Here is a 24841-nt window from a genome sequence, read left to right as displayed (position 1 = left end):
CACCATCACCGATTCGATCGACAACACCGGGCTGAGCCTGACGGCTAACGGTTCGGTAGTTGAAGGCGGCCAGATCACCTACACCGCGACGCTGACCAATCCGGCCGGCACGCCGATGACCGTCACGCTGAGCAATGGCGCGGTCATCAACATCGAAGCCGGCAAGACCAGCGGTTTCGTAGTGGTCGACACTCCGGCGAATGACGTCTACAAAAATGGCAGCACCGTCAGCACCACCATCGACAGCACCACGGGCGGCAACTTCGAGCAACTGACCCCGAGCACCACTCCGGCGGTGACCACCATCACCGATTCGATCGACAACACCGGGCTGAGCCTGACGGCTAACGGTTCGGTAGTTGAAGGCGGCCAGATCACTTACACCGCGACGCTAACCAATCCGGCCGGCACGCCGGTGACCGTCACGCTCAGCAATGGCGCGGTAATCAACATCGAAGCCGGCAAAACTTCCGGTTCCGTAGTGGTCGACACCCCGGCCAACGACGTCTACAAAAATGGCAGCACCGTCAGCACCACCATCGACAGCACCACCGGTGGCAACTTCGAGCAGTTGACCCCGAGCACCACGCCGGCGGTCACCACCATTACCGACTCGATCGACAATACCGGGCTGAGCCTGACTGCCACTGGCAATGTCACTGAAGGCGGCCAGATCACCTACACCGCGACGCTAACCAATCCGGCCGGCACGCCGATGACCGTCACGCTCAGCAATGGCGCGGTGATCAATATCGAAGCCGGCAAAACCAGCGGTTCGGTGGTGGTCGACACCCCGGCGAATGACGTCTACAAAAACGGCAGCACCGTCAGCACTACCATCGACAGCACCAGCGGCGGCAACTTCGAGCAGTTGACCCCGAGCACCACGCCGGCGGTCACCACCATTACCGACTCGATCGACAATACCGGTCTGAGCCTGACGGCCAACGGTTCGGTAGTGGAAGGTGGACAGATCACCTACACCGCGACGCTGAGCAACCCGGCTGGCACGCCGATGACTGTCACACTCAGTAACGGCGCAGTGATCAATATCGAGGCCGGCAAGACCAGCGGCTCGGTGGTGGTCGACACTCCAGCCAACGACGTTTACAAAAACGGCAGCACCGTCAGCACTACCATCGACAGCACTACGGGTGGCAACTTCGAACAGCTGACCCCGAGCATCACCCCGGCGGTCACCACCATCACCGATTCGATCGACAACACCGGTCTGAGCCTGACGGCGAATGGTTCGGTGGTTGAAGGTGGACAGATCACCTACACCGCCACCCTGAGCAATCCGGCCGGCACCGCCATGAGCGTGACCCTGTCCAACGGCGCGGTAATCAACATCGAGGCCGGTAAAACCACCGGTTCCGTGGTGGTCGATACCCCGGCCAACGACGTCTACAAAAACGGCAGCACCGTCAGCACCACCATCGACAGCACCAGCGGCGGCAACTTCGAGCAGCTGACCCCGAGCACCACCCCGGCGGTCACCACGATTACCGACTCGATCGACAACACCGGCCTGACGCTCACCGCCAATAACAGCATCACCGAAGGCGGGCAAATTACTTACACCGCGACCTTGACCAATCCGGCCGGCACCGCGATGAGCGTGACCCTGTCGAACGGCGCGGTGATCAACATCGAAGCCGGTAAAACCACCGGTTCCGTGGTGGTCGACACCCCGGCCAACGACGTCTACAAAAACGGCAGCACCGTCAGCACCACCATCGACAGCACCAGCGGTGGCAACTTCGAACAGCTGACCCCGAGCACCACCCCGGCGGTCACCACCATTACCGACTCGATCGACAACACCGGCCTCAGCCTGACGGCGACCGGCTCAGTGGTTGAAGGCGGGCAGATCACCTATACCGCGACGCTGAGCAACCCGGCCGGCACCGCGATGAGCGTGACCCTGTCGAACGGCGCGGTGATCAACATCGAAGCCGGCAAGACTTCCGGTTCCGTAGTGGTCGACACCCCGGCCAATGACGTCTACAAAAATGGCAGCACCGTCAGCACCACCATCGACAGCACCAGCGGTGGCAATTTCGAGCAGTTGACCCCGAGCACCACCCCGGCGGTCACCACCATTACCGACTCGATCGACAACACCGGGCTGACGCTCACCGCCAATAACAGCATCACCGAAGGCGGGCAGATTACTTACACCGCAACGCTGAGCAATCCGGCGGGCACGCCGATGAGCGTGACTCTGTCGAACGGCGCGGTGATCAACATCGAAGCCGGTAAAACCACCGGCAGCGTGGTGGTCGACACCCCGGCCAATGACGTCTACAAAAATGGCAGCACCGTCAGCACCACCATCGACAGCACCAGCGGCGGCAACTTCGAGCAACTGACCCCGAGCAGCACCCCGGCGGTCACGACGATCACCGATTCGATCGACAACACTGGCCTGACGCTCACCGCCAACAACAGCATCGCCGAAGGCGGGCAGATCACTTACACCGCGACCCTGAGCAACCCGGCCGGCACCGCGATGAGCGTGACCCTGTCCAACGGTGCGGTGATCAACATCGAGGCCGGTAAAACCACCGGTTCCGTAGTGGTCGACACCCCGGCGAACGACGTCTACAAAAATGGCAGCACCGTCAGCACCACCATCGACAGCACCAGCGGTGGCAACTTCGAGCAGTTGACTCCGAGCAGCACGCCGGCGGTCACCACCATTACCGACTCGATCGACAACACCGGGCTGACGCTCACCGCCAACAACAGCATCACCGAAGGTGGCCAGATCACTTACACCGCCACCCTGAGCAACCCAGCCGGCACCGCGATGAGCGTGACCCTGTCCAACGGCGCGGTGATCAACATCGAGGCCGGCAAAACCAGCGGCTCGGTGGTGGTCGACACCCCGGCCAACGACGTCTACAAAAATGGCAGCACCGTCAGCACCATCATCGACAGCACCAGCGGTGGCAACTTCGAGCAGTTGACCCCAAGCACCGCCCCGGCGGTCACGACGATCACCGACTCGATCGACAACACCGGGCTGACGCTCACCGCCAACAACAGCATCACCGAGGGCGGGCAGATTACCTACACCGCCATCCTGACCAATCCGGCCGGCACCGCGATGACTGTCACGCTGAGCAATGGCGCGGTGATCAACATCGAGGCCGGCAAGTCCAGCGGCTCGGTGGTGGTCGACACCCCGGCGAACGACGTCTACAAAAATGGCAGCACCGTCAGCACCACCATCGACAGCATCAGCGGTGGCAACTTCGAACAGCTGACCCCGAGCAGCACGCCGGCGGTCACCACGATTACCGACTCGATCGACAACACCGGCCTCAGCCTGACGGCGACCGGCTCAGTGGTTGAAGGCGGGCAGATCACCTACACCGCGACGCTGAGCAACCCGGCCGGCACCGCGATGAGCGTGACCCTGTCGAACGGCGCGGTGATCAACATCGAAGCCGGTAAAACCACCGGTTCCGTGGTGGTCGACACCCCGGCCAATGACGTCTACAAAAACGGCAGCACCGTCAGCACCACCATCGACAGCACCACGGGCGGCAACTTCGAGCAGTTGACCCCGAGCACCACGCCAGCGGTCACCACGATTACCGACTCGATCGACAACACCGGGCTGTCCCTGGCCGCGACCGGTTCGGTCACCGAAGGTGGCCAGATCACCTACACCGCGACCCTGAGCAACCCGGCCGGCACCGCGATGAGCGTGACCCTGTCGAACGGCGCAGTGATCAATATCGAAGCCGGCAAGACTTCCGGCACGGTAGTGGTCGACACTCCGGCCAACGACGTCTACAAAAACGGCAGTACCGTCAGCACCACCATCGACAGCACTACGGGTGGCAACTTCGAACAGCTGACCCCGAGCACCACGCCAGCCGTCACCACCATCACCGATTCGATCGACAATACCGGGCTGAGCCTGACGGCCACCGGCAGCGTGGTTGAAGGTGGCCAGATCACCTACACCGCGACCCTGAGCAACCCGGCCGGCACTCCGATGAGCGTGACCTTATCGAACGGGGCGGTGATCAACATCGAAGCCGGTAAGACTTCCGGCTCCGTGGTGGTCGACACTCCGGCCAATGACGTCTACAAAAACGGCAGTACCGTCAGCACCACCATCGACAGCACCAGCGGTGGCAACTTCGAGCAGTTGACCCCAAGCACCGCACCAGCCGTCACCACCATCACCGATTCGATCGACAATACCGGGCTGAGCCTGACTGCCACCGGTAGCGTGGTTGAAGGCGGGCAGATCACCTACACCGCGACCCTGAGCAACCCGGCCGGCACCGCGATGAGCGTGACCCTGTCGAACGGCGCAGTGATCAACATCGAAGCCGGTAAAACCAGCGGTTCGGTGGTGGTCGACACTCCGGCGAACGACGTCTACAAAAATGGCAGTACCGTCAGCACCACCATCGACAGCACCAGCGGCGGCAATTTCGAGCAACTGACCCCGAGCACCACCCCAGCCGTTACCACCATCACCGACTCGATCGACAACACCGGGCTGTCCCTGGCAGCGACAGGTTCGGTAGTGGAAGGTGGACAGATCACCTACACCGCCACCCTGACCAACCCGGCCGGCACCGCGATGAGCGTCACTTTGTCGAACGGCGCGGTGATCAACATCGAGGCCGGCAAGACTTCCGGCACGGTGGTGGTCGACACTCCAGCCAACGACGTCTACAAAAACGGCAGTACCGTCAGCACCACCATCGACAGCACCACCGGCGGCAATTTCGAACAGTTGATCCCGAGCAGCACGCCAGCGGTCACCACCATTACCGACTCGATCGACAATACCGGTCTGAGCCTGACTGCCACCGGCAGCGTGGTTGAAGGTGGGCAGATCACCTACACCGCTACGCTGACTAACCCGGCCGGCACTCCGATGAGCGTGACCTTGTCGAACGGCGCGGTGATCAACATCGAAGCCGGCAAAACCACCGGTTCGGTGGTGGTCGATTCCCCGGCGAATGACGTCTACAAAAACGGCAGCACCGTCAGCACCACCATCGAAAGCACCACTGGCGGCAACTTCGAACAGTTGATCCCGAGCAGCACGCCAGCGGTCACCACCATTACCGACTCGATCGACAATACCGGGCTGAGCCTGACGGCGACCGGTTCGGTGGTTGAAGGCGGCCAGATCACTTACACCGCGACCCTGAGCAACCCGGCCGGCACGCCGATGAGCGTCACGCTGAGCAATGGCGCGGTGATCAACATCGAGGCCGGCAAAACTTCCGGCTCCGTGGTGGTCGACACTCCGGCGAACGACGTCTACAAAAACGGCAGCACCGTCAGCACCACCATCGACAGCACCAGCGGCGGCAATTTCGAGCAACTGACCCCGAGCAGCACGCCAGCGGTCACCACGATCACCGATTCGATCGACAACACTGGCCTGACGCTCACCGCCAACAACAGCATCACCGAAGGCGGCCAGATCACTTACACCGCGACCCTGAGCAACCCGGCCGGCACCGCCATGAGCGTGACCTTGTCGAATGGCGCGGTGATCAACATCGAAGCCGGCAAAACTTCCGGTTCGGTGGTGGTCGACACCCCGGCCAACGACGTCTACAAGAATGGCAGCACCGTCAGCACCACCATCGACAGCACCAGCGGCGGCAATTTCGAGCAACTAACCCCGAGCACCACCCCGGCCGTTACGACCATCACCGACTCGATCGACAACACAGGTCTGAGCCTGACGGCTAATGGTTCGGTGGTTGAAGGCGGGCAGATCACCTACACCGCGACCCTGAGCAACCCGGCGGGCACGCCGATGAGCGTCACGCTCAGCAACGGCGCGGTGATCAACATCGAAGCCGGTAAAACCACCGGTTCCGTAGTGGTCGACACCCCGGCCAACGACGTCTACAAGAATGGCAGCACCATCAGCACCACCATCGACAGCACCACCGGTGGCAACTTCGAACAGCTGACCCCGAGCACCACCCCGGCCGTTACCACCATCACCGACTCGATCGACAATACCGGGCTGAGCCTGACGGCGAATGGTTCGGTGGTTGAAGGCGGACAGATTACCTACACCGCGACCCTGACCAATCCGGCCGGCACCGCGATGAGCGTCACCTTGTCCAACGGCGCGGTGATCAACATCGAAGCCGGTAAAACCACCGGTTCCGTGGTGGTCGACACTCCGGCGAATGACGTCTACAAAAACGGCAGCACCATCAGCACCACCATCGACAGCACCACCGGTGGCAACTTCGAACAGCTGACCCCGAGCAGCACCCCGGCAGTCACGACAATCACCGACTCGATCGACAACACCGGGCTGTCCCTGGACGCGACTGGTTCGGTGGTTGAAGGCGGGCAGATCACCTATACCGCCACGCTGACCAACCCGGCCGGCACGCCGATGAGCGTCACGCTCAGCAACGGCGCCGTCATCAACATCGACGCCGGCAAAACCACCGGCTCCGTAATCGTCGATGCACCAAAAGACGACGTCTACCTCGACGCCGGCAAAGTGCAGGCGACGATCACCACCGCCACCGGCGGCAACTTCGAGAACCTGGTCACCGACAAAACAGTTGCCGTGACCAATGTCACCGACACCATCGACACTTCGACGGTGAAACTGACCGCGACCGAAACCGCAGCTGAAGGTGGCACCGTCACTTACACCGCCACCGTCTCGGCGCCAGTCACCGGTTCGGCAGTGATCGTGACTCTCGCCAACGGCCAGACCATCACCATCCCGGTCGGCCAGTCCAGCGGTACCGCAACCACCACCGCGCCGAACGACGCGCTGGTCGGCCACACCCCGCTGACCAATGCCATCACTAACGTCAGCGGTGGCAACTACGAAAACCTGGTCGCCGACAAATCCCCGGTCAGCACCAACGTGACTGACACCGTCGACACCACCAACCTGACGCTGAGCGCGACCGGTTCCGTGGCTGAAGGCGGTCACATCACCTACACCGCCACGCTGACCAACCCGGCTGGCACACCAGTGACGGTGACCTTGAGCAACGGTGCAGTGATCAACATCGACGCCGGCAAAACCACCGGTTCCGTAATCGTCGATGCACCAAAAGACGACGTTTACATTGATGCCAGCAAAGTGCAGGCGACGATCACCACCGCCACCGGCGGCAACTTCGAAAACCTGATCACCGATAAAACGGCTGCCGTGACTAACGTCACTGACACCATCGATAAAACTGAAGTCAGCATCAGTGGCAGCAGCCAGGTCACCGAAGGCCAGACCGCCAGCTACACCGTGACCCTGACGCACCCGTCGCAAACCGAAGTGACGCTGAAGATCGTCTACAGCGGCACCGCTACCGATGGTTCTGACTTCACCGGCGTGTACACGGTGAAAATCCCGGCGGGCGCCAGCAGTGCCAGCTTCAACATCGCGACCATTGACGACAAGATCATCGAGCCCACCGAAAACTTCGTGGTCAAGATCGACTCGGCCAACGGTGGCAACTTCGAGAATCTGGTGGTCAGCAGCACCAATGGCAGCGTCAGCACGACCATCATCGACAACGATGCACCGCCGGTCATCGACCTGGACGCCAACGACTCCAGTGGCGCCACCGGTGCCGATTACAAAGTGACCTTCACCGAAGGCACCGCAGGGCCGGGAATATCGATTGCGGACACCGATATCAAGATCACCGACCCGGACAGCACGATGCTGACCGGCGCCACCATCGTGCTGACCAACCGTCAGCCGGGCGACTCGCTGAACCTGGGAAGCAGCGTCAACGGCATCAGCATCAATGCCAACAGCAAGGATGGTTCGATCACCCTGACGCTGTCCGGCAACGCGACGCTGGCCGACTACATGCAGCAGATCAAGAACATCACCTTCACCAACAACAGCCATGACCCGAGCACCACGCCACGGATCATCACTGTGACCGTGACCGATGGCGGCAACTACTCCAACGTGGCGACGACAACGGTCAACGTGATCGCGGTCAATGACGCACCGGTCGCCACGGGTGGTGCTGTCACCGGCACTGAAGACACGCCGCTGATCCTCGGCTGGTCGAATTTCGGCGTGACCGATGTCGACAGCCCTGCCACCAGCCTGGGCGTGAAAATCACCCAGCTGCCGGGCGACGGCAAGTTGCAGTATCTGGACGGTTCGACCTGGAAAGATGTGGCCAACAACCAGACCTTCAGCAAGGCCGACATTGATGCGGGCAAGTTGCGCTTCACGCCTGATGCCAACGAATCCGGCGCCAATGGCTACGGCGGCACCGGCGTGGGCAACCAACAGGCGGATTACGCACAGATCCAGTTCCAGCCAACCGACGGCCAACTGCTGGGCAACACCGGCACGGTAAAAGTCGACATCACGCCAGTCGCCGATGCGCCGACCCTGAGCGTCGCCGACAACAACGTGAACTCGACGGGCCTGGTCAAAGAGGTTTGGACTGGCCTCGCCGGTCTGGGCACCAACGGCAGTGGCGCACCGTCCGACACCCTCAAGTCCGTAATCGATGCTGCTGGTCAGCCGAACAGCAGCGGCACCGTGAACAACGTGCAGTCCGACAGCAACGTAGCAGCCGGCACCGCATCGAAAACCTCCGGCCTGATCTACCTCGAAGCCGGCAAGACCTACAGCTTCAGCGGTACCGGTGACGACAGTCTGCTGGTGACCATCGGCGGTAAAAACGTGGCCAGCGCCACGTGGGGCGCGGGAGGCCAAATCTCGGGGTCGTTCACCCCGACCACCAGCGGTTACTACACCCTGGACATCTACCATCACAACCAAAGTGGCCCGGGCAGCTACGACGTCAACCTGTCGGTCAATGGCGCCCCCGCCATCGACCTGAGCAGCGCTGGCGTGCCGATCTACACGGGCGTCACCGACCTGATCAATGCCGGTGTGACCGTCTCCGATCTGCACGGCACCAACGGTGAAGGCTACTACGACGGCTACAAACTCAACACCGGTGCCGAGGGCGGTAGCGTTCACCTGTCAAAAATCACCACCGCGCTGACCGACACCGACGGCTCCGAAAGCCTGAGCGTGAAAATCGGCGGTATGCCGGCCGGCTCGGTGCTGAGCGATGGCGCGGGTCATACCTTCACCGTGGCGACCACCGGTGAAGCAAACGTCACTGGCTGGAACCTCGGCAGCCTGACGCTCACCCCACCGCCGTACTTCAGTGGCTCGATCAATCTGACGGTCACGTCGACTTCCACCGAATCCCTCGGCGGCTCGGCGCCAAGCATTGCGCAGATCCCGGTCACGGTTTACCCGGCGGTGTATAACGCGTCGGTCGCCACTTCAGGGGATGACAATTTCGTCGGCACCAGTGGCAACGACATCATGGTCGCCGACATCGGCGGGCTAACGGTGGTGCCAGGCACCAACTACAACATTGCGTTCATGGTCGACAGCTCAGGCAGCATGAGCGCCTCCTCGATCAGCGCGGCCAAAGACTCGCTGACGTCGGTGTTCAACACCCTCAAGAACAGCCTGGGCGCCAGCACGTCGGGCACGGTAAACGTCTTCCTCGCGGACTTCGATACCCAGGTCAACAAGCAGGTTGCGGTCAACCTGAACGACCCGAATGCGCTGACCCTGCTCAAATCGGTGCTGGACTCGATGACTTCCGGCGGCGGTACCAACTACGAAGACGTGTTCAAGACCACGGCCAACTTCTTCCAGAGCAGCATGGCCACCGGTAACAGCAGCGCGACCAACCTGACGTTTTTCATTACCGACGGACAACCAACGTTCTATCAGTCCGGCGAGCAGACCAACCCGTCGTTGTACAGCGGTGGTGCGAAGCTGGATGACGTCGTCACGACCAGCAACTACACGTTGGGGGACACGTTCGCCAAGTACCTGGACAACACCCATTACCTCTCCATCAATACCGATGGTTCGACGACGCTGCAGACCTACAACGGCAATCGCTGGGTCAGTAAGGACTTGGGCATGCTCCATGCCCAGGGCGATGGTACCTATGAGCTGTCGAAGCTGGCAGGTACCGGCTACAGCACCGACAGCAGCACCTCCAGCAACGCCAACGACAGCTTCGCTTTGCTCGGCAAGTTGTCGCAGGTCGAGGCCATCGGCCTGAATAGTGACGTCAGCCTCAACGACCTGAAACCGTTCGACACCGATGGCAAACCACAGAGCAACATCGACCCGGCCAACCTGGCCAACTCGATCATCGGTCACACCGAAGCGACCATGCCGGGCGCCGACACGGTCAACGGCGGTGATGGCAACGACATCCTGTTCGGCGACCTGGTGAGCTTCAACGGCATTGCCGGCGAGGGTTACCAGGCCATGCAGGCCTTCGTGGCCCAACAGACCGGCGTGGATGTCAGCAAAGTCACCACCGGCAACGTGCACCAGTACATCACCGAGCACTACACCGCGTTCGATGTGTCCGGCTCTCATGACGGTAATGACACGCTGTTGGGCGGTGCCGGTAACGACATCCTCTTCGGCCAGGGCGGCAACGACATCCTCGACGGCGGCAAGGGTAATGACATCCTGCTCGGCGGTACGGGTAATGACACGCTGATCGGTGGTCAGGGCAACGACATCCTGATCGGTGGTTCGGGCGCCGATACCTTCGTCTGGAAGGCTGGCGACACCGGCAACGACGTGATCAAGGACTTCAAGGCCAGCGAAGGCGACCGGATCGACCTGCGTGATCTGTTGCAGGGCGAGAGCGGCAGCACCATCGACAACTTCCTGAAAATCACCACGGTTGAAGGTGTGTCGACGTTGCAGGTCAGCTCCGAAGGCAAGCTCAACGCGGCCGGCGGCGTGGCCAACGCTGACGTGACGATCAAACTGGAAGGTAATAACTGGTCCGGTCAGAGCATCAACTCGCTGATCGCCGGTAGCGACCCGACCATCAAGATCGACCACAACAACACCTGATCAGGTGTCTGATGGCCGCTCGCAATGAGCGGCCGTCAGGTTTGCGTCAATCGCCACCGGGTGACGATTGCGTCGCGGCACCGCATACTCGCCTGCGTTGGCCTATGCTACTGACCGCACGATGCCGGTTCATACATGAGGGGTTCTCGATGTTCTACGTGCAACGCGATGCACAAGGCCAGTTGGTGCGCGTGGAGGCTGCCGCCTATGCGGAGGCGACGGAAACGCTACCCGCCGATCACCATGAAATCCAGGCCTGGTACGCTAACGAAGTGATGGAAACCAGCCTCAAGCAGCTCAAGCAAAGCGACCTGGAGATGATCCGGGTACTCGATGACCTGATTCAGGTGCTGACCAGCAAAGGGGTGATTCGCGTCACCGACCTGCCGGCTGCCGCGCAAGCCAAACTGATAGACCGGAGCCAGGCCCGTGAAGCGCTGGGTGGTTTGAGTCAGCTGATTGATGATGACGAGACCGGGTTGATCTGAGTTTCTGAGCGTTTGTGTTTCAAGCGTGGCCGTTGCGTTGAACACACCGACGCCATCGCGAGCAGGCTCGCTCCCACATTAGATTTTCATCGTTTGGACAGATGTGTGTACTAACGAAATTCCCTGTGGGAGCGAGCCTGCTCGCGATGACCTATTCATTGGCAACTTATCCCTAAAGTCTTACTGCCAAGGCTTCGGCTCGCCAAACAGCTGCCCTTGCACGCCGTAGAACCCCATTTCGCGAATCACCCGCAACTCCCCTTCCGTCTCCACTCGCTCGGCAATCAGCGGCAGGTCGATGCTATGGGCGGCGCGCTGGATAGCTTCGATGAACAGGCGCTTATCGCTTTCCTGATCGATGGCGCGGATGTAGCTGCCATCGATTTTCAGATAGGCCAGCCCCAGCCGCGCCAGGTTACCGATCATGCTGAAGCGCCCGCCAAAGCGCTGCAGGCTCAGGGAGAAACCCAGCTCACGCAGACGGCGGGTCAGCTGTTCGAGTACGACTTGATCGGGTATTTGCTCTTCGCCGATCTCCAGGGTCAAGCGTGGCCCTAGACTGGAATGCCGACGCAGGATGTCGAAAACGTTGTTCAGCGCTTGCGGATCCGCCAGGGTAGCGGCGGACAGGTTCAGCGCCAGCGAATCTTCATGCTCGGCCATCTGCTCCAACACCCGTTCAAGCATCAAACGGTCCAGCCGTGCAGTCCAGCCGAAACGCTCCAGCCATGGCAGGAAACGCCCGGCGGAGATGGTCTGGCCCTGCTCATCGAGCAAACGCGAGAGCACTTTGTAATGCAGCACTCGCTGCGTGTCCTGACTGGCCACGACTGGTTGAAAGTACAGCTCGAAACGCTGCTGACTCAGTGCCTGATCGAGCAGGGTATGCCAGGCATGGTGATCATCGCCCACGATGGCCGCTGCGTTGTGATCCAGGCACGCCCAGTTCAACTCACCCTCAGCCTCCGCCTGTGACAACGCCTGATCCGCCAGCCCCAACACCGCCTGCGGCGTGTCGCCATGGGCAAACGGCGCCAGCCCGATCGACGCCACCGACGTCACGTCGGTAGCGCCGGTTGCGTGAAGACTGGCCAGTGCGCTGTCCAGACTCTGCGCCAGCTGCAGCGCCTCTCCGCGCACCAGGCCCGGCGCCAGCACGGCGAATTCACCGCCGCGAATACGCGTCACAAGGTTCTGGGTTTCCGGAAATCTGGCACACTCACGCGACAGCTGCTCGCCGACGGCCCGCAACAACTGATCAGTGCGTTGACCGCCCAAACGCTGGTTCAAACCCGCCAGGTCCTTGACCCGCAACAGCAACAGATAACCCGAACTGGCCTGCTCCGGATTACTCACCCGGGCGTTTAATTGCATCTCGAAATAACGCCGGTTGGCCAGCCCCGTCAGGGTGTCCTGATAGGACTCGACCCGCAGTTTTTCACTGCGCTCAGCCTGCTCCTGAAACAACGCCTTGAGCTTCTCGACCATCTGGTTCATCGCTTGCACCACGCGCCGCAGTTCCGGGGTGCGCGGCAGATCAGGCAAGCTGAGGAACTCGCGGCGGGCGATAGCATGGGACTGCTTGACCATGTAATCCAGCGGCTTGAGTTGCCGACGCAGCAACAGTGCACCGAGCACCGCACTCGCCGCACCGCAGATCAGCAACCAACCCAAACTGCCCAGGGCGCTCTGCCAGAGCTTGGCCACGGCGAACATCGGGTGGCTGATCACCTCGACCCTGGCCGCCTGTTCCCAGCCACGACTGACCAGCGCATCACCGCCAGCAGGTTCCAGACCGATCAATTTGACGAACCAGCCTGGCACGCTGCTGACCTCGGGAATCCCGGTGCGCTCGACGATAGTCGCATCGGTCTTCAGGTCTACCACGCGAATACTCGCGTAATAACCGCTGTCGAAGATCGAGCTGACCATCAGCTCGACCATCGCCGGGTCGTCGATATTCGGCGTCAGCGATAGCGCCAGTGCGGTCGCAGCGTCCTGCGCGTGGGAACGTAGCTGATTGACGTACTGGGTCCGCGAACTCTCCAGACCGACCATGAAGCTGCCACTGAAGGCGACCACCAGGAACAGACAGATAGCGATCAACAGCTGTTTAAACAAAGACATCTGAGCGCGCGCTCCTAGTTAGTCGTCTCGACCGGAAATCCTTCGGCCTGCATTTTCTTCAACACATCCTGCCAACGGGACAGGCGCTTGGTGTCACCGACTTTCTTGTTGCCCTTGGCGCCCGGCAACCACAACCCTTCGGCATTGAAGGAGTAAACCGGCAGCAAGTCGGTGCGCTGGCTGGCTGGCTGGATCGCATCGATCAGGCTGTCGAGCACCAGCGGCATGGCGTCCGGGCTTGAATAGTAGGTCAAGACCATGTGCGCGCGATTCTGGCGCAGGGCCTTGACGTAAGTGATGCGCAATTTGTCACTGGAAACCCCGAGATGACGCAAACTGAAGTACTTGGCGATCGCGTAGTCCTCACAATCCCCAGCGCCTTTCCACAAGGCTTCGATCGGCGTCTCCCAGTAGTCCTCGATGTGCCACAGATCGATATCTTCCACATAGCGCATGTGCTTGTTGAAGAACAGGTTGACCACTTTCAGCTGTTCCAGCTCCGGGGTCTGCTTCTGTGTCGCCAACAGGTGTTGCCAGGCATCGATCCGTTGCGTGCCTTCACCCAACGGCCCGTACAACGCTTCGGCGCGCCGACTGATCAGCGAAAAGTCCCAATCGGCATGCAGACCACCGAGCATGACGCCGGCAATCAACAACGCTGAACACAGCCAGCGCAGGGTCCGAGGGAGAGCGAAACGTGCCTGCAATGCAGTGAGTCCAGAGGGCGGTTGGAAATCGATTGATGGTGAAGCTTTGATGGGTAAAAGACAATGGCACGGTGCAATCACCGCGAGCGCGCTAAACTTGGGGGAAGCGGACGCAGTTGAAAAGATCTTGGCCTGCGAAGTTGCGTTCGACGGCAAAGCCAGTGGCATAAAACTGTCGAAAACTGCATTGTTCTGCCGGTTTGACAACCAGTCAGACAGTTACTAGTGTGCATTGGATCCAAAATTATTTTCATTTCAGTCAGGGTGCGTTGTCGTGACACAGAAGCCCAACCCTTTAAGTACTATCCCGGTCAGCGGCCCTATCCCCGCTCACCTTGCGCGATCAGTGATCGAAGAAACTCTGCGCTCGGCGATTCTCGACGGTCGTTTGCCCTGCGGCACCGCTCTGCGTCAGCAGGATCTGGCTGATCTGTTCGGCGTTAGTCGTATGCCCGTACGCGAAGCCTTGCGCCAACTCGAGGCGCAATCGCTGCTACACGTTGTCGCACACAAAGGCGCGGTTGTCGCACCGCTGGTCGAAGGTGATGCCGCCGAGACCTATGCCCTGCGCATCCTGCTGGAGTCCGAGGCCCTGCGCCTGTCGATTCCGTTGCTCGACGACGAGGATTTTGCCGAAGCGGCGCGCTATATCGACGATCTGGAAACACAAACCGATTACGCCGAGATCGGCAGACTTAACCGTTTGTTCCACATGACGCTGTACCGCAAGGCGCCTAACCGCAGGCTCCTCAACCTGGTGGAAGGCGGCCTGTGGGAGGAGGAGCGTTTTCTGCGCTTCAACCTTGAAGCCATGGGGCTCGGCAAGCTGTCCCAGGAAGATCACCGTGACCTGCTGCGCGCTGCGCAATCCCGAGACATCACGCTAACCGTGACGAAGCTTGAGAACCACCTCAACCGGGGTGTCGAGGTCATCACGCGTTACCTGAACAGCCTTGCACCTCAGGGCAAGAAAGCCTCGACGTGAACCGCACAAGGAAAGCCGTGCACGCCCATGACACTCCGTGGCTGACCGTGATCAACGCAGGCAAAGCGACGGATATCCGACTGATCTGCGTCTGCGAGGCCGGTGCCGACCCCGAGCAGCTCCGCAGCTGGACACAATCACTGAGCGAGCACATTGAACTGCTCGCTTTCAGATTTCCCGGCCATGGCAATCCACGGAACCAGACACTCTACGAACAATGGCCGCCACTGCTGGTCGACGCCTTCGCGGCGCTCCAGCCTTACCTGTCCGAGCCCCATGCACTCTTTGGCCACGGTCTGGGCGCAATTCTGGCCTACGAGCTGGCCAAATTGAGCGAAGTCCGTTGCCCGGGGCAAACCCGTCATCTGTTCATTTCCGGCTGTCCCAGCCCGGACACCCGCCCCGCCACAGCGCCGCTGTACAAAGGTCATGCGCCCTCAAGTCAGGGGCAGCTTCGCGATGAAACAGCCAACGATCAACTCGCCGCCTTCGAAGCACTGATACACAGTGACTTGAAACTGCTCGAATCCTGGGCCGACCTTTCCAGTCGCAGCCTGCATATCCCGATGACCGCCTTCTACGGCAGCGACGACCCGCTGGCGCCGCTTGAAAGCATGGTCAATTGGCGCGAGTTCACCCGCCGTGAATTCGAACTGATCGAAATGACCGGTAATCATTTTTTTACCACCACTCAGCGCCATCGTCTGCTGCAGATCATCAACACCCATCTGGGCCTGCTCAGCGAGTAAGCGCCTGACGCCTGTGCGATGAGGCACAGGCTCTCGAGAAGCGCTGGCGACACCTATCCCCTCTTCCCTCCTTGAAAGCCCCCTGCCCACCCCTACGCCAGTGATAGCAGTACTGGCTTTTTGGGCTCACTCTTGGTTTGCCGACTAAAAAAGGACGAGCGGCGTGTAAATCTGCCTGCACAGCCCTCGCGTGATGGACAAACAAAAGGAGGCTTGCCAAAGGACGGGAAGAGAAGGGGCCGTGCCCGCCTCCTGCCCACCACATCAAAAACCATTAACTTTCCAGCCACACAGTTGCTCCGAGTGAGGCATTCACTCATTTTAAATTCTGACTTATATAAGCCGGAAGGAACAACTTCACCTCAATAAAACTTAATCAAAAAGTTTTATCGGAACGTGTTACGCCCGAAAAAATACACTTGACAAATAATATAAAAAACACTTGCCGGCTACTTGTTCCGTGTATTAATTTTTCTCCGCCGACAACTTCAAGTTCCATCACACTTGTCGGCACGGCCAATGCCCAGCGCCTGTCACAGCAACCTGCGCAGCTGACCGCCAAGCACTATCGACGTACGCAACGCCCTGCCTGGCAGGGCCTGTCGCCACTCATAAACTGCATCAACGTTTGTTTGAGGTACTTGTTCGCCTATTAAAAAGTTCAGCCAGCACCTTGTTTGTACTTACCTAATAAACATTCGCCAACCGAACAACTTAACTCGCAACTTACAGGCCACTCATGAAACCAAACAAAGCACTTCTCGACCTGAAAAAAGCAGAGCTCAGCGCCCACCCTATCTTTGCCGAGATTCATTCGCTGTCGATACTTCAGCGCTTTATGGAAACCCATGTATTCGCCGTATGGGACTTCATGTCGCTGACCAAACGCCTGCAGCAGGAACTCACGTGCGTGCAGTTGCCCTGGCTACCGCCACAAGACCCTCAAGCGGCGCGCCTGATCAACGAAATCATCCTCGGCGAAGAGTCCGATGACCGACTCGATCACGGGCACTACAGCCATTTCGAGTTGTACCTGGACGCAATGCGCGAAGTCGGCGCCAGCACGGCGACCGTAGAGCGCTTCGTCGCCTTGCAAAAAGAAGGCGTGAGCTACGACGTCGCCCTGCAAAGCGTGGACGTCGACCCGGCCGCCTCGAACTTCGTCCGGCACACCTTGCACACCGCTCTGTACGCACCGGGACACAGTGTTGCCGCGGCGTTTTTGCATGGTCGAGAAAGCGTCATCCCGCAGATGTTCCAGCGAATTCTCGACGATTGGGGAATTGGTATCGAGCAAGCGCCAACCTTTCGTTACTACCTGGAACGGCACATCGAAGTCGACTCCGAAGACCACGGTCCCGCCGCTGAAACACTCCTGGCGCGGCTGGTCGACGGCGACCCGCAACGACAAGAGGACGTCTACGCCGCCGCCATCGCCGCCGTGGAAAGCCGCATCGCGCTGTGGGACGGCTTGCGCCTGAGCATGCGTGAACCAGTCGCCGAGGTGAGCGCATGAACGCCGCAGACTACCAATCCTTCGCCGACGCCTGGGAAAGCCGCGCGACCATCCGAACCCGCCCCCGGCGCATGGTCGAAAACGACGACAAACTGATCTATCCCCTGAGCCGTCAACCGCTGGTGCTGAGCGAAACCTTTGTTCGCGAATGCCCGGAGCAGCGCGACTTCGCCCTGGTGCAAACGCTCTACAAGTTCATCAATGACGTGGTGATTTTCGAAACCGAGATCGTCGACAAGACTGCCCGCAGCATCGCCAAGAATCGCTTCCCCGTGCCCTTCCCGTTCGCCTGTCGCTACGACGCCATGACCGTGGTGGTGGATGAGGATTATCACGCGCTGGTGGCGATGGATTTCATGCAGCAGACGGTAGCCATGACCGGTATCACGCCGATTGAGCTGCCGCATGAAATCGAGCTGAGCCGGGCGATTCCCGCAGCGTTGGCGCTGGCGCCGGAACACCTGCGCAGCGCCGTGGAGCTGATCTGCGTGGCCATTGCGGAAAACACCGTGACCAACGATGTGGCGGCGTTCGCCAAGGACGACACGGTCAAGCAATCGATCAAGGGCCTGATGGCTGACCACTTGCTCGACGAGGGCCGTCACTCGGGGTTCTGGTCACGACTGGTACGGATCTATTGGCACTCGGCGAACGAAGACGACCGCCAGCGGATCGCGAAGATTCTTCCGGTGTTCATTACCCACTACCTGACTAACGACATTCAGAAATCGTTCGACTTCCGGTTGATCGAACACCTGCACATCAGCGATGCCGTCAAGGTCGCACTCAAGAGCGAAGTGGCAGGCCTGGCCTTCCCGATCAATCGTCATCACCCGCTGGTCGCCAACATCGTGCGGTTTTTCCGCAGCAGTTCGCTGCTCGATTCGCCGTGCGTGCAAGACGCGCTGAGCGACTACCTGATCTAGCCGAGGAGAACATCATGAGACGTCTCGACATTCTGCTCATCGGTCAAAGCCAGGCCTTGAATGAGCTGGCGCTGGAACTGGAACAACACGGCCATGCACTGACGCGACTGAGCGACAGCCACGCCTTGAATGAACAAAAAACCGGTAACGCCGAACTACTGATCGACGACGGCAGCCTGGCAATCTCCGCACAGTGCCTGCACGACCTGGGCGACTGCGCACGGTTGAGCGTGACGCTGGGCCTCGGGCCGACAGACGCCAGTGGTCTGCCGCCCATCGATGTGCTGTGTCGCTACACATCGAGCGGCGACCCACGACTGATCGCCCGCGTCCCCGTCGCCAACGAAGTCTCTGGTAATGGCCAGGCGCTGCGCCTGAGGGTCATCGCTGAATTGGTTGACCGCGTGGCGCTTGAGGTCAGCCGTTTTTCCCGCGATGACGAGTACTTCACGCACGCCGCAACGGCCACGCCCGGTCGTCATCAGTGTGAAGAAAGCTTGTTGACGCTGGAGAGTCTGGCCTATGCCCACCGGCTCAACCTCAGCGCGCAACCGCAGCTGCTGCAACTCGGGCAAATCCCGATGATCGAGCGGCTCGAACGGAGCTTCAAAACCTTTCGTGAACGCCCGGCGCTGCACATTGATGGCGAGGTGCTGAGTTATGGCGATTTGCATGCCCAAAGCCTGGCAATCCAGCAACGGTTGCTGCCACTGATCGAGCAATTTCGAGCGGTTGATGGACCCGTTGTAGTGGGCATTTGCCTGCCGAAATCCAGCGCACTGTTTGCCGGCATTCTGGCGATTCTCGGCAGCGGCGCGGTGTACCTGCCACTCGAACCCAGCCATCCGTTGCAGCGCCAGCAATACATTCTGGAAAACGCCGGCGCAGTGCTGTTACTGCACGATGGTCAGCATCCGCTGAGCAACGAGATGCCCGGACTCGACATCAGCAACATCGACGCTCGCGAGGCTAATCGCGGCTTACCGTTGATGCGCCAGCGACCTGGCATCCAGGCGCCGTGCATGGCGCTCTACACGTCGGGCACCACTGGGCATCCCAAAGGCGTGCTGCTCAGCCAGAACAATCTCGGACACTTCACCGCATGGTACGCGGGTTACGTCGGGCTGACGGAACAGAGTCGGGTGTTGCAGTTTTCATCGCTGAGTTTCGACTCCTCGCTGATCGATATTTTCCCGGCGCTGATCCAGGGCGCCGAGCTGATCGTACCCAACGACGACCAGCGTCGTGACCCGCTGCAACTGGTCGAGTTGATCCGTCATCATCAGCTCAGCCACGCGTTTCTCCCTCCAGCACTGCTGAGCATTCTGCCGTTGGATCAGTTGCGCGACCTTGAGCATGTGATGACTGGCGGCGACGTCTGCGAACCCCATGTGATCAAGCAACTGACCCAGCAGGGCAAGCTCTACAACCTGTATGGCCCGACCGAAGCCACCGTGCTGATCACCGCCCGACAACTGCAAGTCGGTGACAGCAATCGCAGCCTCGGGGCGCCAATTGCCAACAGCCAGGTACTGATCCTCGACGAAGATTTTCAGCCAGTAGCCGAGCAGACCGTCGGCGAGCTGTACATCGTCGGTCCGGGGGTGTGCCTGGGCTATTTGAACAACCCGCAGCAGACCGCCGAGCGCTACCTGCAACTGCCCTTGCCCGGCGGCCAGAGTCTGCGAGCCTACCGCACCGGTGACTTGGCGAAGTGGACCGCAGACGGCATCGAGCTCTGTGGGCGACGAGACAATCAGGTGAAAATCCGCGGCTACCGGGTCGAACCGGAGGAGATCGAACGCTGCCTGCGCGAAAGTCAGTTGTTCCGGCAGGTGGCGGTGGTGATCGACACTCATCGACGGATTCTGGCGTTCCTCGCACAACCTCAGGAAGCGCAGCCAGGCGCGGCTCGAGAGGCGCTGAAAGCACACGCGCAGCAGTTTTTACCGGACTACATGCAACCCACCGCGTGGACTGAACTGGCGAGCATGCCCTTCGCCAGCAACGGCAAAGTCGATCGAAGGGCGCTGTTGGCAATGCCGGTCAGCGTCCTCGAAAACCATCAGCGTCGGCTACCGGAATCCGCCGACGAGGCACAATTGCTGGAGCTCTGGGCCGAGCTGCTGGAGTTGCCGGCTGGCGACATTTCCACCGACGAAAGCTTCTTCAATCTCGGCGGCCACTCGATCCTGTTATCACGCATGTTGCTGCAATTACGCGAGCAGTTCGGGCGCAGTATCTCGATCAATCGCTTCATCGAAGTACCGACCATCGCCAGGCTGGCAACGCTGGTCAGAGGCTCTGCCGGCGAAGAAGTGCTCAGCGAAAAAGCCCTGGCCGATGCCTTCCGCGAGCTTGATCTACAACCCTTGCCGATCAGCCGGATGGGCGATGTGCACAAGGTCATCGTCACCGGTGCCAACAGCTTCGTCGGCGTGCATATCGTCGAGGCGCTGCTGGCCTGGGGCGCCAGTGAAGTAGCGTGTCTGGTGCGCGACGGTGCCGGGCAATCCGCCGTGCAGCGTTTTGCCGAGTCCCTGCGCGAGAACCGCCTGGAACATCTGGATCTGAGTCGGGTGCAGGTCTACGCAGCAGACATCACACAACCTGCGCTGGGCCTGACGCCAGAGGTGTATGAGCGACTGGATCGGGAGTTCGGTGCGTTGGTGCACAACGCTGCCAACGTCAACCACGTACTCGATTACGAGTCGCTGGCACGGGACAACGTCGAGCCGATTTTCGAGTGTTTGCGGCTCTGCGAAGGGCGCAGCAAGAAGGTCTTCAACTTCGTCTCCACGCTGTCGGCTTCCAGCACCATAGACGCCGATGGCCGGGTCCTCGAGCAGCCCGCCGCGCAGACCCCGCCGATCTACATCAAGAACGGCTACAACCTGTCCAAATGGGTCGGCGAACGGATCCTCGAACGCGCTCGCGAGCGTGGGGTACGGGTCAACCTCTATCGACCCGGCAACATCAGCTTCAACAGCCTCACAGGCGTGTGCCAGCCGCACAAGAACCGTCTGATGCTGATGCTCAAAGGCTCGATCCAGCTCGGCCAGGTGCCGGAGTTCGCGCTGAACTTCGACTTGATGCCGGTGGACTTCCTCGCCCGCTTCATCGCCTTCCACGCCAGCCGTTATCAGCCCGAACACGCGGTGTTCAACCTGCACAACCCCGAACCGCTGAGCTGGGACGCCTACGTCGCTTCGTTCCGCGAGGCCGGACGCGAGTTCCAAATGGTCAGCGTCGCCGACTGGCAACAGCAACTGGGCCGGGTCGACAGCGATAACGCGCTATTCGGCGTGCTGGGTTTCTACCTCAACGGTTTCGAAGAGGACATCGGCGACATCTCGATGATCGGCCACGCCAACGCCCAGGCCGGCGTGCAGCAGATGGGCGCGCACTACCCGCAAAAATCCCCGGCGCTGCTGCGTCGCGGCTGCGACTACCTGAAAGAAATCAACTTTATCTGACCCATCACCCATAGAAATGGAGCAAGACCATGAGCACTCTACAACCCGATACCCTGATCAAAAACCCGCACGGCTGCCATGTTGTGTCGTCGGTGGAAATACCGGCCGAGGCGTCGAGGGTCTGGGACGTAGTCGGCAACTTCGCTGGCTTCGACAAGTTCATCCCGGCGCTATCGCACATCGAGATGACTGGCGAGGGCGTGTCGTCGCTGCGCAAGAAGTTCTTCAAGGACGGTAACCTGGTGGTCGAGCAACTCAACTCCCGCGACGATCAGGCACTGAGCATGACCTGGACTACCGTCTACAACACGTTGGGCGTTGGTCAGTTGTGGGCCGCCATGAGCGTTGAGCCGCTAGGCACCGGCAAGTCGCGCGCGACCTGGACCATCATCGCCGAACCCGCCCAGGGCGGCGCCGAAGCCCTGCCGGGGTTCAAGGACTTCGTGCAGGGGTTTGCCGATGACTCGATGAACAATGCGCTGAAGTTGTTTGCGTAGGGCTTTGGTTCTGCGGTGACTGGTGCACCGCTATCGCGAGCAAGCTCGCTCCCACAGAGGTTTCAGTCGTTCACAAATGCTGTGTTCGCTGAAGATCCACTGTGGGAGCGAGCTTGCTCGCGATTGAACGATTACGCGGTCAGATCTTGAAGCTATCCACCAATTGCTTCAGGCGGTTTGCCTGCAGCGACAACGCATCGCAATCCTTCAAGGTTTCGTTGAGGTTGGCCACGCCCTGCTGGTTCAGCAGGTTGATCTGGCTGATGTCAACGTTGAGGGTTTCCACCACGGCGGTCTGCTCTTCCGTCGCGGCCGCTACCGACTGGTTCATTCCGTCGATCTCGGTGATCCGCTGGGTCACGCTGACCAGCCGCGCACCGGCCTGATTCGCCACTTCGACGCTTTCTTCGCTGGATACCTGACTGGCATTCATGGTCGATACCGCTTCACGCGAGCCGACCTGCAACGAGGTGATCATCTTGTGAATCTCCTCAGCCGACTCCTGGGTACGATGGGCCAGGTTGCGCACTTCGTCCGCCACCACCGCAAAACCACGCCCGGCTTCACCCGCCCGTGCCGCCTCGATGGCCGCGTTGAGCGCCAGCAAGTTGGTCTGCTGCGAAATGCCTTTGATCACGTCGAGGATGTGCCCGATGTTGTCGGTGCTGGCGTTCAGGGTTTCGATCTGCGTGCACGACAGGCTGATTTTCTGCGACAACTCGGTCATCGCCAGAATGGTTTGTTCCACCACCTGACGACCGTCGTCAGCCTGTTCACTGGCACCGCTGGCGTGTTGCGAAGCGTCCGCCGCGTTACGGGCGATCTCCTGGGTGGCGGCCCCCAGTTGGTTGATCGCTGCCGCCACGCTATTGGTCCGTGCGCTTTGCTCATCGGAGCCGATGATCGACGCATTCGACGATGCCATGACCCGTTGCGACAAGTCATGTACCTGGCGCGTGGCCGACGACACTTCAGAAATCGACGCGTGAATCCGCTCCACGAACTGGTTGAAAGCACTGCCCAACTCGCCAAATTCGTCTTTGCTTTCCACCGCCAGACGGCGAGTCAGATCGCCTTCGCCTTGAGCGATGTCCTGCATCGCACGACCCATGGTGGTCAGTGGACGCATCAGCACCTGAATCAACAGACTCAGCAGCACGGCTATCGCAGTCACCGCGACGAACATCGCAATCAGTGCCGAGGTACGGAACTTGCCCAGTGGCGCGTAGGCCTTGTCCCTGTCGATCGACAGGCCGATGTACCACTCGGCATTCGGCAAGCCTGTGACCGGTGTGAAGGACAGGATGCGCGCCTGCTTGTTCAGGAGCACTTCCTGATTGCCCTTCTCGATACGTACGTTCGAGCCTGGGTAGATATCCTTGAGATTCTTCATCACCTGGTCTTTGTCCGGGCTGACGATCACCTGGCCGTCAGCGCTGACCAGGAACGCATGACCGATACCGCCGAAGTCCACCGAGTTGATGATCTTCACCAGGGTTTCCAGACTCAGGTCCCCGCCGACCACGCCGAGCAGTTCACCGTTCTTCTTCACCGGCATGGCGATAGTCACCACCAGCCCGCCGACAGCGGCCATATAGGGCGGCGTGAGCATGGTTTTGTCGGCAGCTACAGCCTGTTTGTACCAAGGACGCTGACGAGGATCGTAGCCATCCGGCATTTTCGCGTCAGGTCGTTGGGTAAACACGCCATTGGCCTGACCGACGTAAGTGAACTGGAAGTTCGAGGTGAAGGCCGGCTGGTCGACCAACCCGGCAAGGTCCGCGCTGGCACCTTGGTGCGCGACGTTCTGGGCCAGGTTTTCCAGTACCAGAATCCGTCCACTCAGCCAGTTCTGTACGCTGCTGGCGGTCAAATCGCCGGCTTGCTGGACGGAGGAGTCGAGGTTTTGCTGGATGGTATTTCGCTGCAGGTAGTCGTTGTACAAAGTGAACAACGCAAAAGCCAGAACCACTACGCCTGAAGCGGCCAACAGGATTTTATGGCTGAACTTGAGATTCATTTCATGGGACTTCTTATGCAAAGAGTGGGGATGCGTTCCGGGTGCAACATTCCATGTAACGCCGTAGGCCGCTCTTAGGCCGCTCTACTTTGGTGCACGCATGTCTCACCAGTTTTTCGGCACAGGTCCGAAAAAACTTAGGTGTTTGTGCAAAATGCACCAGATTCCCTGCACAAACCCGCCAAACGGCGTGCTAGAGCGCTCAAGCTACATTTTCTTGATGACGGTTGATCAAGTGGCGCAGGCGCTCTACAGCAACCACCACACTCTGAGCTTTTAGCTGCCTCTGAAACGACAAAACCCCTGTCTGCGCTAGCAGACAGGGGTTTCGGAATTCAATCTTGACGATGACCTACTCTCACATGGGGAAACCCCACACTACCATCGGCGATGCATCGTTTCACTGCTGAGTTC

At 60.1% G+C, this 24841-nt stretch carries 11 protein-coding genes, 1 rRNA gene and 1 pseudogene; 8 read left to right on the top strand and 5 right to left on the bottom strand.

Translation table 11 applies throughout. From position 1 onward, the window contains the following. A partial coding sequence (locus tag AC1RKH_RS25925) for an immunoglobulin-like domain-containing protein (RefSeq protein ID WP_493184053.1) occupies positions 1–10936 on the top strand: 10936 nt, incomplete at its 5' end. A gap of 149 nt (positions 10937–11085) precedes the next feature. After that, positions 11086–11424: a tryptophan synthase subunit beta gene (locus AC1RKH_RS25920; RefSeq protein WP_493064245.1), complete on the top strand. Its 339-nt coding sequence runs from the start codon at positions 11086–11088 to the stop codon at positions 11422–11424. 180 nt (positions 11425–11604) lie between these two features. Here AC1RKH_RS25920 and lapD read toward each other — a convergent pair whose 3' ends face one another. Together lapD and lapG are read right to left on the bottom strand one after the other, a co-directional pair. Further along, entirely contained in the window at positions 11605–13551 is a 1947-nt protein-coding gene (gene lapD / locus AC1RKH_RS25915) for a cyclic di-GMP receptor LapD (RefSeq protein ID WP_493064246.1), read from the bottom strand. A 14-nt stretch (positions 13552–13565) separates the two neighbouring features. Continuing rightward, positions 13566–14258: a cysteine protease LapG gene (lapG, locus tag AC1RKH_RS25910; protein ID WP_493064247.1), complete on the bottom strand. Its 693-nt coding sequence runs from the start codon at positions 14256–14258 to the stop codon at positions 13566–13568. Between the two features lie 274 nt (positions 14259–14532). Between lapG and AC1RKH_RS25905 the strand changes: the two genes are divergently transcribed. The 6 genes from AC1RKH_RS25905 to AC1RKH_RS25880 all read left to right on the top strand — a co-directional run bounded on the left by AC1RKH_RS25905 (position 14533) and on the right by AC1RKH_RS25880 (position 22407). Beyond that, entirely contained in the window at positions 14533–15243 is a 711-nt protein-coding gene (locus AC1RKH_RS25905; protein WP_493064248.1) for a GntR family transcriptional regulator, read from the top strand. Beyond that, a complete protein-coding gene (locus tag AC1RKH_RS25900; protein ID WP_493064249.1) occupies positions 15240–15992 on the top strand; it encodes a thioesterase II family protein in 753 nt (250 codons plus the stop codon). Before AC1RKH_RS25905 ends, AC1RKH_RS25900 begins: the two co-directional genes overlap by 4 nt. A 739-nt stretch (positions 15993–16731) precedes the next feature. After that, complete coding sequence (locus AC1RKH_RS25895; RefSeq protein WP_493064250.1) at positions 16732–17508, top strand: DUF3050 domain-containing protein; 777 nt, start codon at positions 16732–16734, stop codon at positions 17506–17508. Further along, positions 17505–18434: a diiron oxygenase gene (locus tag AC1RKH_RS25890; RefSeq protein ID WP_493064251.1), complete on the top strand. Its 930-nt coding sequence runs from the start codon at positions 17505–17507 to the stop codon at positions 18432–18434. Before AC1RKH_RS25895 ends, AC1RKH_RS25890 begins: the two co-directional genes overlap by 4 nt. A 14-nt stretch (positions 18435–18448) precedes the next feature. After that, entirely contained in the window at positions 18449–21910 is a 3462-nt protein-coding gene (locus tag AC1RKH_RS25885; protein WP_493064252.1) for an amino acid adenylation domain-containing protein, read from the top strand. Between the two features lie 29 nt (positions 21911–21939). Continuing rightward, entirely contained in the window at positions 21940–22407 is a 468-nt protein-coding gene (locus AC1RKH_RS25880) for an SRPBCC family protein (RefSeq protein ID WP_493064253.1), read from the top strand. 139 nt (positions 22408–22546) lie between these two features. Here AC1RKH_RS25880 and AC1RKH_RS25875 read toward each other — a convergent pair whose 3' ends face one another. The 3 genes and pseudogenes from AC1RKH_RS25875 to rrf all read right to left on the bottom strand — a co-directional run. Next, positions 22547–23332 carry a methyl-accepting chemotaxis protein gene (locus AC1RKH_RS25875; RefSeq protein ID WP_401124056.1) on the bottom strand — a complete coding sequence of 262 codons (786 nt, stop codon included), beginning with the start codon at positions 23330–23332 and terminating at the stop codon, positions 22547–22549. 69 nt (positions 23333–23401) lie between these two features. Further along, positions 23402–24427 (bottom strand): annotated as a pseudogene (locus AC1RKH_RS25870) (HAMP domain-containing protein); the annotation flags it as partial. Between the two features lie 339 nt (positions 24428–24766). Further along, a 5S ribosomal RNA gene (gene rrf, locus AC1RKH_RS25865) occupies positions 24767–24841 on the bottom strand; the annotation flags it as partial.

The organism is Pseudomonas sp. GW822-FHT06B12 (genome assembly GCF_058799675.1).
The sequence above is the reverse complement of the archived record's forward strand: the minus strand, read 5'-3'. Positions and strand labels throughout refer to the sequence as shown.

What these genes read in the sequence shown, in the direction of transcription:
- AC1RKH_RS25895 (WP_493064250.1), top strand. Translation starts at nt 16,732, where the DNA reads ATGAAACCAAACAAAGCACTTCTCGACCTGAAAAAAGCAGAGCTCAGC.
- AC1RKH_RS25920 (WP_493064245.1), top strand. Translation starts at nt 11,086, where the DNA reads ATGTTCTACGTGCAACGCGATGCACAAGGCCAGTTGGTGCGCGTGGAG.
- lapD (WP_493064246.1), bottom strand. Translation starts at nt 13,551, where the DNA reads ATGTCTTTGTTTAAACAGCTGTTGATCGCTATCTGTCTGTTCCTGGTG.
- AC1RKH_RS25880 (WP_493064253.1), top strand. Translation starts at nt 21,940, where the DNA reads ATGAGCACTCTACAACCCGATACCCTGATCAAAAACCCGCACGGCTGC.
- AC1RKH_RS25875 (WP_401124056.1), bottom strand. Translation starts at nt 23,332, where the DNA reads ATGGCATCGTCGAATGCGTCGATCATCGGCTCCGATGAGCAAAGCGCA.
- AC1RKH_RS25885 (WP_493064252.1), top strand. Translation starts at nt 18,449, where the DNA reads ATGAGACGTCTCGACATTCTGCTCATCGGTCAAAGCCAGGCCTTGAAT.
- AC1RKH_RS25890 (WP_493064251.1), top strand. Translation starts at nt 17,505, where the DNA reads ATGAACGCCGCAGACTACCAATCCTTCGCCGACGCCTGGGAAAGCCGC.